This is a genomic window from Cytobacillus solani (assembly GCF_006704205.1).
Taxonomy (GTDB): Bacteria; Bacillota; Bacilli; order Bacillales; family Cytobacillaceae; genus Cytobacillus; species Cytobacillus solani.
Map to the genome: position 1 here is coordinate 100,126 of NZ_CP041305.1, position 15,586 is coordinate 115,711.

The 15,586-nt window shown below is 37.5% G+C and carries 15 protein-coding genes; 3 read left to right on the top strand and 12 right to left on the bottom strand.

Annotated elements, in window-relative coordinates; all coding sequences use genetic code 11:
* Positions 1 to 51: 51 nt before the first annotated feature.
* The 6 genes from FI644_RS00550 to FI644_RS00575 form a co-directional block, all read right to left on the bottom strand.
* Positions 52 to 1,722 carry a peptide-binding protein gene (locus tag FI644_RS00550; RefSeq protein WP_053475246.1) on the bottom strand — a complete coding sequence of 557 codons (1,671 nt, stop codon included), beginning with the start codon at positions 1,720 to 1,722 and terminating at the stop codon, positions 52 to 54.
* A gap of 196 nt (positions 1,723 to 1,918) precedes the next feature.
* Positions 1,919 to 2,941, bottom strand: a complete 1,023-nt coding sequence (locus tag FI644_RS00555; protein ID WP_053475245.1) for an ABC transporter ATP-binding protein — start codon at positions 2,939 to 2,941, stop codon at positions 1,919 to 1,921.
* Positions 2,938 to 3,918 (bottom strand): ABC transporter ATP-binding protein, encoded by a 981-nt coding sequence (locus tag FI644_RS00560; RefSeq protein WP_053475244.1) that lies wholly within the window; start codon positions 3,916 to 3,918, stop codon positions 2,938 to 2,940. Before FI644_RS00560 ends, FI644_RS00555 begins: the two co-directional genes overlap by 4 nt.
* Positions 3,919 to 4,244: 326 nt before the next feature.
* Positions 4,245 to 5,024, bottom strand: coding sequence for a DUF2268 domain-containing putative Zn-dependent protease (locus FI644_RS00565; protein ID WP_075209114.1), 780 nt, complete (start codon positions 5,022 to 5,024; stop codon positions 4,245 to 4,247).
* Positions 5,025 to 5,365: 341 nt separating this feature from the next.
* Positions 5,366 to 6,604, bottom strand: coding sequence for a beta-ketoacyl-ACP synthase II (gene fabF, locus FI644_RS00570; protein ID WP_053475243.1), 1,239 nt, complete (start codon positions 6,602 to 6,604; stop codon positions 5,366 to 5,368).
* 66 nt (positions 6,605 to 6,670) lie between these two features.
* Positions 6,671 to 7,603: a beta-ketoacyl-ACP synthase III gene (locus FI644_RS00575; protein WP_053475242.1), complete on the bottom strand. Its 933-nt coding sequence runs from the start codon at positions 7,601 to 7,603 to the stop codon at positions 6,671 to 6,673.
* A 234-nt stretch (positions 7,604 to 7,837) separates the two neighbouring features.
* On the opposite strand from FI644_RS00575, the gene FI644_RS00580 reads away from it, so the two are divergent.
* On the top strand, positions 7,838 to 8,179 hold the full coding sequence (locus FI644_RS00580; RefSeq protein WP_142107858.1) for a hypothetical protein: 342 nt from the start codon (positions 7,838 to 7,840) through the stop codon (positions 8,177 to 8,179).
* A gap of 194 nt (positions 8,180 to 8,373) precedes the next feature.
* Here the strand turns inward: FI644_RS00580 and FI644_RS00585 are convergent, their stop codons facing one another.
* The 4 genes from FI644_RS00585 to FI644_RS00600 all read right to left on the bottom strand — a co-directional run bounded on the left by FI644_RS00585 (position 8,374) and on the right by FI644_RS00600 (position 11,007).
* Positions 8,374 to 8,568 carry a ComZ family protein gene (locus FI644_RS00585; RefSeq protein WP_053475240.1) on the bottom strand — a complete coding sequence of 65 codons (195 nt, stop codon included), beginning with the start codon at positions 8,566 to 8,568 and terminating at the stop codon, positions 8,374 to 8,376.
* A gap of 22 nt (positions 8,569 to 8,590) precedes the next feature.
* On the bottom strand, positions 8,591 to 9,550 hold the full coding sequence (locus FI644_RS00590; RefSeq protein ID WP_053475239.1) for a BMP family ABC transporter substrate-binding protein: 960 nt from the start codon (positions 9,548 to 9,550) through the stop codon (positions 8,591 to 8,593).
* 132 nt (positions 9,551 to 9,682) lie between these two features.
* Complete coding sequence (locus FI644_RS00595) at positions 9,683 to 10,183, bottom strand: hypothetical protein (protein ID WP_053475238.1); 501 nt, start codon at positions 10,181 to 10,183, stop codon at positions 9,683 to 9,685.
* Between the two features lie 80 nt (positions 10,184 to 10,263).
* On the bottom strand, positions 10,264 to 11,007 hold the full coding sequence (locus FI644_RS00600) for an alpha/beta hydrolase family protein (RefSeq protein WP_053475237.1): 744 nt from the start codon (positions 11,005 to 11,007) through the stop codon (positions 10,264 to 10,266).
* Positions 11,008 to 11,221: 214 nt separating this feature from the next.
* Between FI644_RS00600 and FI644_RS00605 the strand changes: the two genes are divergently transcribed.
* Positions 11,222 to 11,413, top strand: coding sequence for a DUF2929 family protein (locus tag FI644_RS00605; protein WP_053475236.1), 192 nt, complete (start codon positions 11,222 to 11,224; stop codon positions 11,411 to 11,413).
* A 228-nt stretch (positions 11,414 to 11,641) separates the two neighbouring features.
* Here FI644_RS00605 and clpB read toward each other — a convergent pair whose 3' ends face one another.
* Both clpB and FI644_RS00615 read right to left on the bottom strand, forming a co-directional pair.
* Positions 11,642 to 14,248: an ATP-dependent chaperone ClpB gene (gene clpB / locus FI644_RS00610; protein ID WP_053475235.1), complete on the bottom strand. Its 2,607-nt coding sequence runs from the start codon at positions 14,246 to 14,248 to the stop codon at positions 11,642 to 11,644.
* A gap of 140 nt (positions 14,249 to 14,388) precedes the next feature.
* Positions 14,389 to 14,568 carry a YjzC family protein gene (locus tag FI644_RS00615; protein ID WP_053475234.1) on the bottom strand — a complete coding sequence of 60 codons (180 nt, stop codon included), beginning with the start codon at positions 14,566 to 14,568 and terminating at the stop codon, positions 14,389 to 14,391.
* A gap of 177 nt (positions 14,569 to 14,745) precedes the next feature.
* Here FI644_RS00615 and FI644_RS00620 point away from each other — a divergent pair, with 177 nt between their 5' ends.
* Positions 14,746 to 15,558, top strand: coding sequence for an undecaprenyl-diphosphate phosphatase (locus FI644_RS00620; RefSeq protein ID WP_053475233.1), 813 nt, complete (start codon positions 14,746 to 14,748; stop codon positions 15,556 to 15,558).
* The last annotated feature ends 28 nt before the right edge of the window (positions 15,559 to 15,586 follow it).

The window sequence follows — 15,586 nt, forward strand, 5'->3', positions numbered from 1 at the left end:
AAGTAAGGGAAGGGTAAACAATCCCTTACTTTTTTTATATTTTGTCAAATATTATTCAGTCTTTAACCACCAATCTTTAATGTGGTACATTTGGTCTTTCGCATGGAATTCATAGCCTTCTAGATTTTTAGGAAGTGCACGGAATTCCTCTGGATAGTAAAGGAAAGTATATGCCTGATCTTCAGCAAGACCTTGTTGAATCTTCCCAATCATTTCCTTACGTTTCTCTTTATCAAGCTCTTGAAGCTGCTCATCCATTAGCTTGTCAAGCTCTGGATTTGAGTAGCCAGTAAAGTTAAGACCTTTTTCTATTTCTTTAGTATGGAAAATACCACTTGGATCAGGGTCAATACCTAAACTCCAGCCAAGAACAATTCCCTCAAAATTCCATACACCTGGATCGATATCAGCAATTAATGCACTAAATTCTACGATTTGAGGGATAATTTCAATCCCTACTTCTTTTAGCTGCTGCTGAAGAATGACAACAATATCTTCACGAACTTTATTTCCTTGGTTTGTTTTTACTTCAACTGAGAATTTTTCTCCGTCTTTTTCAAGGATGCCGTCAGCACCTGGCTTCCAGCCAGCATCGGCTAACATTTTCTTCGCTTTTTCTACATCGTATTCAAACTTTGGTACATCTGGATTATAAGCCCAGCTTAGTGGACTTTCAGGTACATGTGCTACTTCACCAAGTCCTGCCATGACGTTTTCAACAATCGCAGTACGGTCGATTGCATGTGTGATTGCTTGGCGGACAGACTTATCTTGGAATTTCGGATCGCGCTGGTTAAAGCCTAGGAATGTATATGAAAGAGCTAAACCAGATTCTAAACGAAGATTTGCAGCATCTGCAAAACTTTCAACTGTTGGTACGTCAGGCTGTGCAATGCCTGCATAATAATGGATATCTCCAGCTTGTAATTGAGCTAAGATTGCATTTGCATCTGGTACAATTTTATAAGTAACAGAATCTAGGTTAGGACGGCCATCCCAATAATCTTCATTGGCAACTACTTTTACATATTCACCGTCTTTCCACTCTTCAAACTTGAATGGACCAGATCCAATTGGAGTTTTCGTATTAAATTCATGTTCTCCCATATCAGCAATTGGAACGTCACCTAAAATATGTTCAGGAAGAATTCCAAAACCAAGACTGACTACTGGGAATTGTGCATCTACTTGTTTTAAAGTAAATTTAACCGTGTATTGATCAATTTTTTCGACTTTATCAATATTCTCGAAATAAGATTTACGTACACCATCATAATCAGGGCTTAATGGAATGTTGTATGTAAATACAACATCATCAGCATCTAAAGGTTCTCCATCATGGAACTTCGCATTTTCTACAATTTTTATTGTAAATGTTAGGCCATCTTCAGAGGCTTCATATTTCTCTGCTAATCCTCCATCAGTTACTGGGTTAAATTCCAAATCAGAACCCATTAAACTGTCATAAAGCATCGTTTCAATATCAGAACTTGAAGCATCATTTGAAAAAAGTGGATTAAACATAGTTGGTGAACCTGTTGATCCAATAATCAAGTCTCCCCCAACTTGAGGCTCATCATTTGCAGTTCCTTCAGCTGCTGGAGTTTCTTCTTTTTCTGTTTCTTTTGCAGGTTCATTTGTTTTTTGACCGCCTGAACATGCAGCAAGGAACATTGATAATACTAGCATTAAGCTAATTAATAACCATGCCGACTTCTTCATTCGTTTCCCCCCTGGGTTTATTTTTTTGAATCTAAATCCTATTTCAGAGAACGTTTGTAATATACCGCCCCCCTTCTAAGGTTTTATATACTAAATGCTTGCCCCCTAAAAAAGGTCTCAAGTCATTTAATAGCTAGATAATTATTTTAATATTCTGATGTTAATGTATAGAGTTCACCTATAGCAGATTAAAAGTTTAATATAAGTGGCAAGCAACAAAGTGTTCCTTCCTAATCTCCTTAAAATCGGGAACCTGCTCACTGCACATTTGGGTTGCAACTGGACAACGAGTATGGAACACACAGCCTTGTGGAGGGTTTGCCGGACTTGGCAGATCACCTTTTAGAATGATCCTTTCCCTTACCTGTACACCTTTTTTCTTTGGAACTGGAACTGCTGACATCAGTGCCTGTGTATAAGGATGAAGAGGCTCCTCATACAAATCCTTTTTTCCGGCAAACTCCATAATTTTTCCTAGATACATTACGCCAACTCTATCACTTATATGGCGAACAACACTTAAATCATGAGAAATAAATACATATGTTAAGTCTAATTCATCCTGCAAGTCTTCCATTAGATTGATGATTTGAGCCTGGATGGACACATCAAGTGCAGATACTGGCTCATCGGCAATAATCATATCTGGATTTAATGCAAGTGCACGTGCTATACCAATCCTCTGTCTTTGCCCACCAGAAAATTCATGTGGATATCGGTTAATAAATAATGGGTTGAATCCAACTTTGTCCAAGAGATCCTGAATTTTTTCTTTTCTCTCTTTATGACTATATAAATTATGAGTTATCATTGGTTCACTAAGTATTGATTTTAATGTTTTTCTAGGATTTAATGATGCATAAGGATCCTGAAAAACCATTTGAATATCCTTCCGTACAGTACGGCGGAGTTCTCCATCATTCATTTTCGAAATGTTTTTTCCTTTGAAAATAATGTCCCCGCTTGTCGGTTCATATAATCGAATAAGTGTTCTTCCAGCTGTTGATTTCCCGCAGCCGGATTCACCCACCAATCCAATGGTTTCACCCTTTTTCACTTTAAATGTAAGACCATCTACAGCTTTTATTGACCCTACTGTTCGTTGTAAGAAACCGGCTTTTATTGGAAAGTATTTTTTTAAATCCTTAACTTCTAAAATATATTCTGAATCATTGTTTTTCTTCGAATGTTTAAGTAGTTCAGATGTTGTTCCGTTCATTTCGTTGCCTCCTTGTCATCATGTAAAAAGCAGCGAACTGACCGAGATCCTATTTCCCTAAGTACAGGCGCCTCATTTCTACATCGATCAAACGCATGGGGACAGCGTGGCGAAAATCTGCATCCAGCAGGAAAATGCTCTGGCGGAGGAACCGTTCCTTCAATTGAATAGAGTCTATCTAAATCCCCCTCCAATGATGGAATGGACCCCATTAAACCTATTGTATATGGATGCAACGGCTCTTCGAATAGATCATCCACTGAAGCTTCTTCCACAACTTGACCACAATACATAACGACTACACGATCAGCCACTTCTGAAACTACACCAAGATCATGGGTAATTAGAAGAATAGAAGTATCATATTTTTTGCTTAGTTCTTTCATTAAATCTAGTATCTGTGCTTGAATTGTCACGTCTAAGGCAGTTGTCGGCTCATCTGCAATGAGAAGCTTTGGGTTACAACTCATTGCAATTGCAATCATTACTCTCTGCCTCATTCCACCTGATAGTCGATGCGGATAATCATCAATAAGTTCCTTAGCACGAGAAAAACCTACCGTTTCAAGCATCTCAATTGCTTTCAAACTTGCTGCTCGCTTTGATAATTTTTGATGATACATAAGTACTTCAATGATTTGCTCACCTATTGTCAAAACAGGATTAAGGGATGTCATTGGTTCTTGGAAAATCATCGAGATATCGTTCCCTCGGATTTTACACATATCATTATCAGAAAGTCTTGCTAAATCTTGACCGTTAAAAAGAATTTCCCCATCAACGATTTCACCAGGTGGACTCGGAATTAACCTCATGATAGAAAGTGAGGTAATACTTTTACCTGAACCGGATTCCCCAACAAGTGCAACAGTCTCACCTTTATGTATTTTTAAGTCAACACCATCAACGGCCGGAATTGTAACTTTCTTTCTCTTAAAATGCGTTTTTAAGTTTTTTAATTCCAATAATGCTGTCATAATGCCCTCCGTCCATCAAAAAATAATTACTATTCAATTGTTTGATGCCATCCATTTCTTATGAATATCCAAAAAGCTATTTCACAATCAAATGAAACTATGTTTGTAAATAATTTCAATATATTCGCCAAATTGGAATTTCAATATTATTTAATAGTATATTATTACAGAAACATTACGAATACAAGATCTTTTTGAAATATTCACGTTTTTATAAATAGTCCAGTTAATTTGAATAGTCTATTATTTTTGTTTTTACACAATTTCTAACCAAAAAAAATCAAGCCTAAGAGTCGTTTCAATTGGCTTGATAATTAAATATTCACCTAATCCATTACTGTTAAAAAAAGGTCAGATTCCAAGATAAATGTGTCATTTGCCGTTAGTTTATACTTTTCATTAAACATGGCTATCATCTCACACCCGACTGCATATCCTATCATATTTGGATAACCTTTATTACCAAAGAGAATTTCATCATGTAACTTTTCATTTTTTTTTACTTCTAAGTTCTTTTGTAAAAATTGTTTCCAATACTTGCTGATTTCTTTTTTAGTATAATAATCACACCATTTCGCCTGATAGCTGCTCCCGCAATAAACAGCTACTGCATGCTCGGCAAGTCCCTCCAAAACAATTGAATCTAATAAGGTAAAATCCTTTATATGTTTTTTCTGCCTGTTCAACCTGCAAGTATGGTGGTATTCATGAACAATAAGTGCTTCAATTTCTTTTTCATCCTCTAGCGGTGGAATGAAAAGGAATAGTTTATCCTTGAATGCTACACCTGATTTTTCACTTTTCCCGTTATCGAAAAAACTGTTGCTGGCTGCCGCAGGAAATATATATACAGGAATATCTAACCCCTTCCACTTTTTTCTGTACTTTTGAAAAATCCTTTCAGCAGTCTCCCAGCAATTTAACTCTAGTAATTTTTTATACTCCTCATATGTCCTTCGATTCGGCCTATACATACCAAATCTCATTAAGTAATGATAAATGTTGGCCGGTTTCTTTTCCCCAAAGGTTTCCATAAAAACTTGACAAATTTCAACTGGATCATCAAATTTTTTTTCCAGCCATTTATCGGTTCTAACTACCCCCACATTCTCACCCGCCCTATTTCAGAATATCCGCTATGATATAGTTTATGATTTGGGGATTCATTTGTTTAATTGAAAAGGCTTAAGCAAATATGCCCGTGCAAATACTACGGAAAGACATAATAGGATTAGACGTTCTTAAGTGAATGTAAGTGTGGAAATCCTCGTGTGCTAGGCACCCGAGCTCAATTTTGGTTACCGTGTTTATCCTCAATTGCGGGCATCAGAACTAATCTTAAGTTACTTTGAAATGTTAAATTCCTCTTTCTAGGGTACAAGAACTAGTCTTTCGTTCCTGCGAAACACTAAAAAAGACCAAATCAATATGATTTGGCCTTTAATAATTACTCGTATTTTTTAAAAGCGATTGTTGCGTTGTGTCCGCCAAATCCTAAGGAGTTACTGATGACAGCTTTGACTTCTTGTTTCCTAGATTTGTTTGGCACATAGTCTAAGTCACACTCAGGGTCTGGTGTTTCGTAGTTAATCGTTGGAGGCAGTTCGCCATCCTGTATTGCCTTGACTGCGAAAATTGCTTCAATTCCACCAGCTGCCCCAAGAAGGTGTCCAGTCATCGATTTCGTTGAGCTTACCGCTAACTTATAAGCGTGCTCACCAAATACTTCTTTAATCGCCAATGTTTCAAATTTATCATTATAATCAGTGCTCGTACCATGAGCATTGATATAGTCAATTTCCTCCGGTTTTAGCCCAGCATCATCGATTGCCATTTTCATCGCTCTTGCTCCGCCTTCACCAGCTGGTGCAGGTGCTGTAATATGGTAGGCATCTCCAGTAGCTCCATAGCCGACGATTTCAGCATAAATATGAGCTCCGCGAGCCAACGCATGCTCTAATTCCTCCAGTACGACAATTCCTGCTCCCTCACCAATAACAAATCCATCTCGATTTTTATCAAATGGACGGCTTGCGGTCTTAGGGTCAGGGTTAGTAGAAAGGGCCGTATTCGCACAGAATCCTGCTACAGACATTCTTGTAATTGGTGCTTCTGCTCCTCCTGTGATCATTGCTACCGCATCACCACGTTGGATGACCTTGAACGCATCACCAATTGAATTCGTTCCTGTCGCACAAGCAGTTACAGTACAAGAGTTAAATCCCTTTGCACCTAACGTGATTGATACTTGTCCAGTAGCCATATCCGGAATCATCATCGGAACAAAAAATGGACTAACCCTTCTATATCCGCGATTAAGAAACGTTTCAAATTGATTTTCAAATGTTTCCATCCCGCCAATTCCAGATCCAATCCATACGCCAACCCGGTGTGCATTTTCATCATTAATCGACAGGTTTGCGTCTTTTACAGCCATTAAGGAAGCGGCTATCGCATAGTGAGTGAAGCGATCCATTTTTCGGGCATCCTTCTTTTCAATATAATCTTCAATATTAAAATCTTTTACTTCTGCTGCAACCTTAGCAGGATACTCATCCGCGTTAACCCTTGTTAACGGTCCCACTCCAGAAACACCTGCCAGTATATTTTTCCAAGTTGTATCTACATCATTTCCAAGTGGTGTCACGGCGCCAATTCCTGTAACAACAACTCTTTTTTTATCCATTTTATCGAATCTCCTTTTTAAGAAAAATTATCGGTATTACAAAATGTGTGAAGGCTATTATATTTTTTAACGTCCCCAGCGAAGTGCAATCGCACCCCAAGTTAAACCTCCACCAAAACCAACCATAACAATTAAATCATCATCTTTCACTCTTCCTGCCTCTAATTCTTCTACTAAAGCAATTGGAATCGAAGCGGAAGATGTATTTCCATATTTATGAACAGTCTTTGACATTTTCTCTTCTGGCAGTTCAAGCCGTTGTCTTGAAGCCTCCATAATTCTTATATTCGCCTGATGGGGGATAAGCAGGTCAACATCTGCTTTAGAAAGACCAGCCTTCTCCAATACTTTTACACTGCTTTCTCCCATTTGTCGGACAGCAAACTTAAAAACCTCACGCCCATTCATCACGATATAATCTTCTTGGTATAAATGCTTTCCGCCACTGCCATCTGCCCCAAGGTCAAATGATAGAATTCCTCTTCCTTCCGATACAGTACCTAGAACAACAGCACCGGCACCATCCCCAAACAAGACTGCTGTATTCCGTTCTTCCCAATCGGTAATTTTTGAAAGCTTCTCAACACCTACTACTAAAATATGCTTATATGAGCCACATTCAATAAATTGTTTTGCTGTTATCATACCATACATAAACCCAGCGCATGCAGCACTTACGTCCATTGCAGCTGCATTAACTGCTCCAAGCCTTTCTTGGAGTATCGTTGCCACGGATGGAAATGGCCGGTCAGGAGTTACAGTTGCTACGATAATCATACCAATTTCAGCAGCAGGAATATTTGCATGAGCAATCGCATTTTTGGCAGCCTCATATGCAAGATCAGATGTATTTGTGTCATCATCCGCTATTCGTCTTTCCTCAATACCTGTTCTCGTTCTGATCCATTCATCTGATGTATCTACCATTTTTTCAAGGTCTGCATTTGTAAGTATTTTTTCTGGGAGACATCTTCCAATCCCGATAATTCCTGCATTCATCCAACCTACACTCCTTTTTATTTCTTTATTGTCTATTCATATTACGTTCAAGTTATTTTATTATCAATTATTATGACTTGGTACTAATTTTATCAAATTTACATATAAATAATCAAGATTTAATTTAGTTCTCCCAGAACAACTAGGGACATCTATCTACACGGCTGTATTAAAAATTCATAAGCTAAAATACACGAATCTTATGGAGGTTGAGAAGATATGGGGGAAGATCACATGAAGCATTTAAATACAGAAGCAGATCCGCTAACAAGCTTTATGTTCGGAAAGGACAAATATAAAAGAAATCCAGTTGAAATGAATGATATAAGCGAAATGGAGGATAGAGAATTCGATCATCCTTTAATAAAAATAAGTGAGAGAGATTGGCTTTTTGGGACTAAAGAGGGTGCATTAGAAGAAAAGAAACAAGATCCAAGGGCTCTATCTTTTCTTAATAAGATTAACATAGGGGACCTTATTGAAAATATAGAAGTTCTCATCCATTCAGTTGATCAATTAAAGCCTTTATATAAAAAGGCTACTCCGCTTATTAATCAATTTTTAAAGAAGTCATAAGAAAAGCGTAAGCGCCTTGGTCATCGCCGTACAAACTGGAAGGGCCTAGACTGAGATATAAGAAACACGGTGAGCAAGAACGAACCGATATTGAATTATCGTAGGAAAGGGGGCCTGAAGTTTGATAGGCGATAGGACGCTTGCGCTAGACAATCATAAAAAAACCGGCTTATTTATCAGAGCCGGTTTCTTCATTATTCCATTTCTTTAATCGCGTCTGCTTTTCCCATTTCATAGGCTTCAGTCATAACCTTTGTAAATAAAGTCATAAATGGCTGAATCATTTCCAATGAAAGTTCGATCCCTGCTCCATCTAATTGCTGCTTTGCTTCTGGTATGTATTTCATTGCGATTTGCATAAATTCTAATGTTTTATCTGTCGTTTGCATTGATAGTTCCTCCAATTGTTAATCATTCATTAGGCAATCTTCCAGTTTTCTTATACTTTTCAATTGCGGCATTAATTAACTCAATATATTCTTTGTCAACATTAGGGCTAAACTTACCTAATGTAATTACGTCATCTTGAAAATCAAAAGAAAGGTTTCCTGATTTCAGCTTCCCTTCATTGAACTTTTTAGCGACTAATTCATAGAGTACATCAACATGCTGAATGGTACTTGTTAACACTGCTGATTCACCCAGGTCAGACTGATCTGAAATATATCCAATTGCATAATGCCCTTTTTCTTTCACCTTTTCAATGACTGGAACATTATATCCATCTCCTGCAGGGTATATAACATCTGCATTCTTGGCAAAAATCCTATCCAAGCTTTGAATTGCTTGCGTGCCATCATCCCAGTTGCCAACATATTCAATAATTACTTTGACATTTTCATTTTCATAATTTGCACCCTCATAGAAGCCTTCGATTTCAGGTTGCCACTCGTATGCGGCAATTATTCCAATTGTATCCGTTTTTGTCATATGCCCGGCAATCATTCCTCCGAAAAACCCCATCGCATAAGCTTCGAAATTTAAGCTTGTTGTGTTAGAATTTTCAGCGTCACCATTAAAACTCACAAAATGGATATGTGGATATTTGTTCGATATTTTGTTGAAATACTCCGAATACTCATTTCCATGACCAAAAATTATATTTACCCCTTTTTGATCAAATTCTTTAACCGCACGTTCCACAACCATTTGGGAGTTCATGCCCTCTTTATAGTAAACTTCTATATTATGATGGGACTGTATCTTTAGCATTCCTTTATAGCCTTTTGTACCCCAAACTTGATCATTTACTGTATCCGGGACTAACAAGCCAGCTTTCTTAAGATTTCCTGCAGACATTGCTTGTCCACAAGAGGCTAATAAAAGAAGGCATAAAAAGATCATCCCAAAACGCATTATCAATTTATGCATCTTCCAATACTCCGCCCCTCTGTAATAGCCACATCCATATTTCCCTCTTTCTCTCTATCCTGAAAAATACCCGACTATTTTTATTCTACCCTTAACAGATAAGAATTGAAAAGTGTTTTTTCCGATACTCAGCTAGAATCCGCCTTCTATCAAGTCTTTTATAGATTCTTTTTGTATATCCAGTTCCCTTGATAAATAAAGGTAATGATAATCATTAGCCTTCACATTTAGAATTATTTTATTAAATCGTTCATTTGTAGAAACATGGTCTTCTATAGGGAGAAGGCAAATCACTTTTGACTGTGTATCCTTTATTTTTTTATCATTATGGACAAGAAACTTCTCAAGATGTTCACTAATTTCCAAAGAACAGCCCGGTTTACGCAAGTAAAAATAATTAAAATCAATTATAATTAATGTTTGCTCTTGAATTTCTGCGGGGGGCAGCCACTCCATCTGAAGCACTTCTTGAAAATTAGCATTTCTGCCTATTTCCATTCGCTTTTCCTCAACAAGTTCCTCATCCATATTCCTATAATGAATCCCTGTTACCTCATATCCCTCCTCCAATAAGGAGGTACAAAAGCGAAACCCTAAACTTTCGTATGTCCCTATTATTACTGCCCTGTCCATTTCCAAGCCTCCCCTTTTTCTTAATGTATCCTATGCTAATAAACTATTAATTATTTCTTTTAATTTAAGTTAGGCTAGGATTATAAAAATCTTTCATTTTGTTTTAAAAAATTTACGATTTGACCGCCAATTCCTTGTCTTTTTTCAGGCAGTATATAACAAATAGAAAATGGCAATTCTTTCTCTCTCCAGTTTACTGTGAGACTTTTCAATAGGTTTGCTTGTTTATAGGCACGGCGATCAGATAATATTTGGATAACTTTTATAGGAATTGGATCATTTTCAATTAAAGCATTTGTGTTTACCTGCTTAATTTTAGCTTCTACTTGCTTCATTTCAGCATCATATGAAACCGATAATTCCTTTAGTAATTTCTTGTAAAAAAATTTATGTTCTTTTTCTAATTCTAAATGATGGGGTAGGGAAACAATTGGATTAATCAATACACAGGTTCGAATTTGGCTAGGACCCATCTCATTCATTAGTCTAAGTGCGATCAAAGCCCCCATTCCTTCAGCAATGACATGAATTTTCCCATTGATAATCTCTGTACGGATAATATGCTCATACAATCTTCTTGCAAGGTGGACTGCTTTGTCATTTCCCCAGTTCTTCCCGTAAAGATTTGAATAAAAGATCGTATATCCTTCTTCTTTAAATTGCTTTAATAAAGCTGATTTCCCCTCATTTTGTGTCCAAAAACTGCTCTCAGCATGAACATAATTCCTTTCATCACCAATTACAAGGATACCGAAACCACTAGGCTTTTCGGGATAATGAATCATATTCCATTCGGTATCCAGTTGAAAGTTTCGGCTTTCCATTTTAATTCTCCTTTCCAATGATCGTTCCTAATAATGTATGAAACGTCACATAAAATGATAGGGGGTTTGCCTATTGTTTCTAGTCAAATATCATTTAAGGAAAAGTATTACTCAATTTTGCGATTGATTCGAATTTATTGGCATAATAACGTTTATTAATTAATTAGCTTATGGTAATATGAAAAGGGATTTTAAAATGTAAGAGGTGAATACATTGAGATTCTTTTGGACTTTTTTCTGGACATTTCTTCTTGTGCAAATGATTAACTATGTTGTTAGTTCAATGATCGGTACTGCATTCGAATTGAAAACCGGGTTGATCCTTTCAGTAGCTGCGACAATTTTAATTTTCATCGTTGCTGCCATTATTCCTGAAGGGCCAAGTGAAAAGGAAGCTATTCATTAGAAAAGCGTAGGCACCCCGCTTAGCAACTTATGGACTGGACGGCTTCTGACTGAGATAAAGGAAACACAAAGAGCGAAAGCGTAATCGTGCTTGACTTATCGGGGAACGAAGGAACGGAAGGCAATAGCCGCAGGGTGCCAAAGCTAGATAGCTATCTAATTTCAAAAATTATCATTCGTACTTTTAATAATTAGTCATCCTGCCAATCGTCAGGATGACTTTTTAATTTCATTTAATTTCCAATGAAATGTCTTCATTTTCTATTGAGATCGTCACTTGGCTATGTTCTTTGATTTGCCCGGCGATTATTTTCTTAGCTAGTAATGTTTCAACATTTCGTTGAATGAAGCGTTTTAATGGTCTTGCACCATAAACTGGATCAAAACCGTTTTCTGCAATATATTCTTTCGCCTCTTCGTTTATACTAAGCTGAATATGCTGATCTGATAATCTTTCTTGAAGCTCTTTAATGAGTTTGGTAACGATCGCTTTTATTTCTGTCAATGCTAATGGTTTAAATAATGTAATTTCATCCACCCGATTTAAAAACTCTGGACGGAAATGTCCTCTAAGTGTACTCATCACTTTTTTCCGTGTTTCTTCATTAATATAGGAATCCATTTTCCCTTCAACGCGTTCAAGTAAAAACTGTGAACCAATATTCGATGTCATGATGATTACTGTATTTTTAAAATCAACTGTCCGCCCCTGAGAATCTGTAATTCTTCCGTCATCAAGCATTTGCAGAAGGATGTTAAAAACTTCTGGGTGGGCTTTTTCAATTTCATCAAGCAAAATAACAGAGTAAGGCCTTCTCCTTACTGCTTCTGTCAGTTGTCCACCCTCTTCATATCCTACATACCCTGGAGGCGCACCAATTAATCTTGAAACGGCATGTTTTTCCATATACTCTGACATATCAATCCGAATGATTTGTTCCTCACTATCAAACAATGATTGTGCCAGCGCTTTCGCAAGCTCCGTTTTCCCAACACCTGTAGGTCCGAGGAAAATAAATGAACCGATTGGACGATTTGGATCCTTTATTCCAGCTCGTGCACGGAGTACAGCATCAGAAACTAGTCCGACTGCTTCATCTTGTCCGACGACTCTTTCTCGTAAAATATTTTCCAGCCGAAGCAGTTTTTCCCGTTCCCCTTCAACCAGCTTAGCAACTGGAATTCCTGTCCATCTAGCAACAATCCCTGCAATTTCCTCTTCTGTTACTTCTTCTCTTAATAATCTGTCCCCTTCACTGTTATTAACTTCTATTTCTAGCTGTTTCAATTCCTTTTCCAGCTCAGGGATTTTTCCGTGGCGAAGCTCAGCTGCCTTATTAAGATCATAATTATTTTCAGCATCCTGAAGTTCATGGCGCAATTTTTCAAGCATCTCTCTTTTATGCTGAACCCTTTGTATTCCTTCTTTTTCAAGCTCCCATTTTGCTTTCATGGCATGGGCTCTGTCCTTCATCTCAGCTAGTTCCTTTTGTAAGGAAAAAAGTCTCGCTTGACTTGCCTCATCGTTTTCTTTTCTTAATGCTGCTTCTTCAATTTCAAGCTGCATGACACGCCGAGTCACCTCGTCTAATTCAGAAGGCATAGAATCTATCTCTGTACGGATCATTGCACATGCCTCATCCACCAAATCAATTGCTTTATCCGGAAGGAATCGGTCTGAAATATACCTGTCCGACAAAGTGACAGCAGCCACAAGTGCTCGATCATGAATATTGACCCCGTGGTGCACCTCATAACGTTCTTTCAATCCTCTTAATATGGAAATCGAATCCTCCACATTTGGTTCCTGGACAAGGACCTGCTGAAAGCGACGCTCAAGAGCTGGATCCTTCTCAATGTATTTCCGGTGCTCATCTAGGGTTGTCGCTCCGATACAATGCAGTTCTCCTCTTGCAAGCATCGGCTTTAACATATTGCCTGCATCCATTGCCCCTTCGGTTTTTCCAGCGCCAACAATCGTATGGATTTCATCGATGAAAAGCAGAATGCTGCCTTCGCTTTTCTTGATTTCATTCAAAACAGCCTTTAATCGTTCTTCAAATTCCCCTCTAAATTTTGCACCTGCAATTAAGGCACTCATATCAAGAGAAAAGATCGTTTTATTTTTTAAACCTTCAGGTACATCCTTACGTACGATTCTTTGGGCTAAGCCTTCAACGATTGCTGTTTTCCCTACTCCAGGCTCCCCAATTAGAACGGGGTTGTTTTTCGTTTTCCTTGATAAAATACGTATGACATTTCTAATTTCACTATCTCTTCCAATGACTGGATCAAGTTTCCCATCCTTTACTTCTGCTACAAGGTCTCTTCCATATTTCTTTAATGCATCATATGTTGCTTCAGGATTTTGGGATGTCACTTTTTGATTCCCCCTTATTTCAATTATCGCAAGTTCAAGCTTTTTCCTATCAGCACCAGCATTTATTAATGCAGCTCCTACCTCTGATTGTCCTGATGCAGCAGCTGCTAAAATTAGATGCTCTACTGACATAAATTCATCTTTTAATTTTTTCATTTCGGACTCTGCATCTGCTAAGAGACGCTGGAACTTATTTGTAATGTATACCTTGCCTTGCTCGATGCCACTGCCTGAAACTTGCGGCTTTTTACTTAGAAGATACTGTAGCTCCTCACTTATTTTTTCAATGGATACCTCAGTCTTTTTAAGGATTGAAACAATCAGACTATTTTCTTGTTCGAGAAGAGCCAAGAACAGATGAACTTCATCCACTTCTTGATGCTGTTCACGAATAGCTATTGTCTGGGCAGCCATAATTCCTTCCTGCATCCGCTCTGTCATTCGGTTTAAATCCATGATAACCTCCTTTTGACCTTTTTTGACCTTTATTCTTATTATAATCCATATGTAAAGCCATCCACAAGGGATGGCTCTAGTTAAAAACTATTTTCTTGTGAATTTTTTGGTACAGATTATTGCCAGGTTTCCATTTAAATTTATGGCTTTCTTTGATACGTCCACACACGGTTATGATTAGAGTTTTCTGGGAAGCGATCTCCTGCTCTTAACTTTAACAGTTGTGGATTATTTACATTGCTTCCAGTCTCCCCAACCTCGATATATACTCCATTATTTGGTGCCTTCTGTCCTGCTTTAAATTGGCGATTTTGTCCCATGACAAATACCTCCTTTAGGTTTCTCGAATCTTTTATATTATTTCCAATGAATATTTCCTCATGAATGAATTTGTTTCCAATTTCCGCTAGTAAATTTTAGTATTTTTCTTTACAGGGCAACCTCTTTATTGTTAAATGAGGGTTGTATGAAACTTTTTCTTTGGGGGATCTATAAAAGTGGAAGATATTTTCGAACTGCTTAAATATTTATTTCTTGGTCTTTTTCAAGGTATAACTGAACCAATTCCGATTTCGTCAAGCGGACATTTAGAAATAGCTGAATACTTTTTCGGATTAGAAATAGAAGGATTGAGCTTTGCCTTACTAGTAAATACGGCCTCTTTGTTTGCGGTATTGTTTATTTATCGAGAAGATATTATGAGGTTAATTCGAAATGGACTTCGTTTTGTGACAACAAAAGAGAAAAGTGCAGAAGCAGATTTTCGATTTATCATCTACCTAATCATTGGTACAATCCCTGCTGGTGTAATTGGCATATTATTCGAAGACTTCATAGATGAACATTTAGCGAGTATAAAAACCGTGGGTCTTACTCTCCTAGTTACTGGTCTTGCTTTATGGCTTATCCGTAATTTAAGGGGGAGAAAGAATGATGCAGACCTTTCTTATAGGGATGCAATCATCGTTGGACTCGCTCAGGCAGTTGCATTAATACCAGGAATTAGCCGTTCAGGTGCAACAATTGTTGCTGCCATGGCTCTTGGGATGAAACAAGAGACTGCGTTGAAATTTTCATTTCTCCTATACATTCCAGTAAGTGTTGGCGGCATGATACTAGGGTTTAGCGATATCCTTAATGATGAAAATTTAGCATCTCTGGCATTGCCGTACACGATTGCATTTATCGCTTCTTTAATTGCCTCCTATTTTTCTTTGAAATGGTTTATGAATATTATGGCTAAAGGAAATTTAAAGTATTTCGCGATTTATTGCTTTATCGTTGGTCCGTTAGTCTTCTTTTTTTCTTAATTAAATTGTTTAAGGCCCTCTCATTTGA

What these genes read in the sequence shown, in the direction of transcription:
- clpB (WP_053475235.1), bottom strand. Translation starts at nt 14,248, where the DNA reads ATGGATTTAAACCGAATGACAGAGCGGATGCAGGAAGGAATTATGGCT.
- FI644_RS00560 (WP_053475244.1), bottom strand. Translation starts at nt 3,918, where the DNA reads ATGACAGCATTATTGGAATTAAAAAACTTAAAAACGCATTTTAAGAGA.
- FI644_RS00585 (WP_053475240.1), bottom strand. Translation starts at nt 8,568, where the DNA reads ATGCAAACGACAGATAAAACATTAGAATTTATGCAAATCGCAATGAAA.
- fabF (WP_053475243.1), bottom strand. Translation starts at nt 6,604, where the DNA reads ATGGATAAAAAAAGAGTTGTTGTTACAGGAATTGGCGCCGTGACACCA.
- FI644_RS00575 (WP_053475242.1), bottom strand. Translation starts at nt 7,603, where the DNA reads ATGAATGCAGGAATTATCGGGATTGGAAGATGTCTCCCAGAAAAAATA.
- FI644_RS00550 (WP_053475246.1), bottom strand. Translation starts at nt 1,722, where the DNA reads ATGAAGAAGTCGGCATGGTTATTAATTAGCTTAATGCTAGTATTATCA.
- FI644_RS00595 (WP_053475238.1), bottom strand. Translation starts at nt 10,183, where the DNA reads ATGGACAGGGCAGTAATAATAGGGACATACGAAAGTTTAGGGTTTCGC.
- FI644_RS00615 (WP_053475234.1), bottom strand. Translation starts at nt 14,568, where the DNA reads ATGGGACAAAATCGCCAATTTAAAGCAGGACAGAAGGCACCAAATAAT.
- FI644_RS00590 (WP_053475239.1), bottom strand. Translation starts at nt 9,550, where the DNA reads ATGCATAAATTGATAATGCGTTTTGGGATGATCTTTTTATGCCTTCTT.
- FI644_RS00580 (WP_142107858.1), top strand. Translation starts at nt 7,838, where the DNA reads ATGAAGCATTTAAATACAGAAGCAGATCCGCTAACAAGCTTTATGTTC.
- FI644_RS00555 (WP_053475245.1), bottom strand. Translation starts at nt 2,941, where the DNA reads ATGAACGGAACAACATCTGAACTACTTAAACATTCGAAGAAAAACAAT.
- FI644_RS00600 (WP_053475237.1), bottom strand. Translation starts at nt 11,007, where the DNA reads ATGGAAAGCCGAAACTTTCAACTGGATACCGAATGGAATATGATTCAT.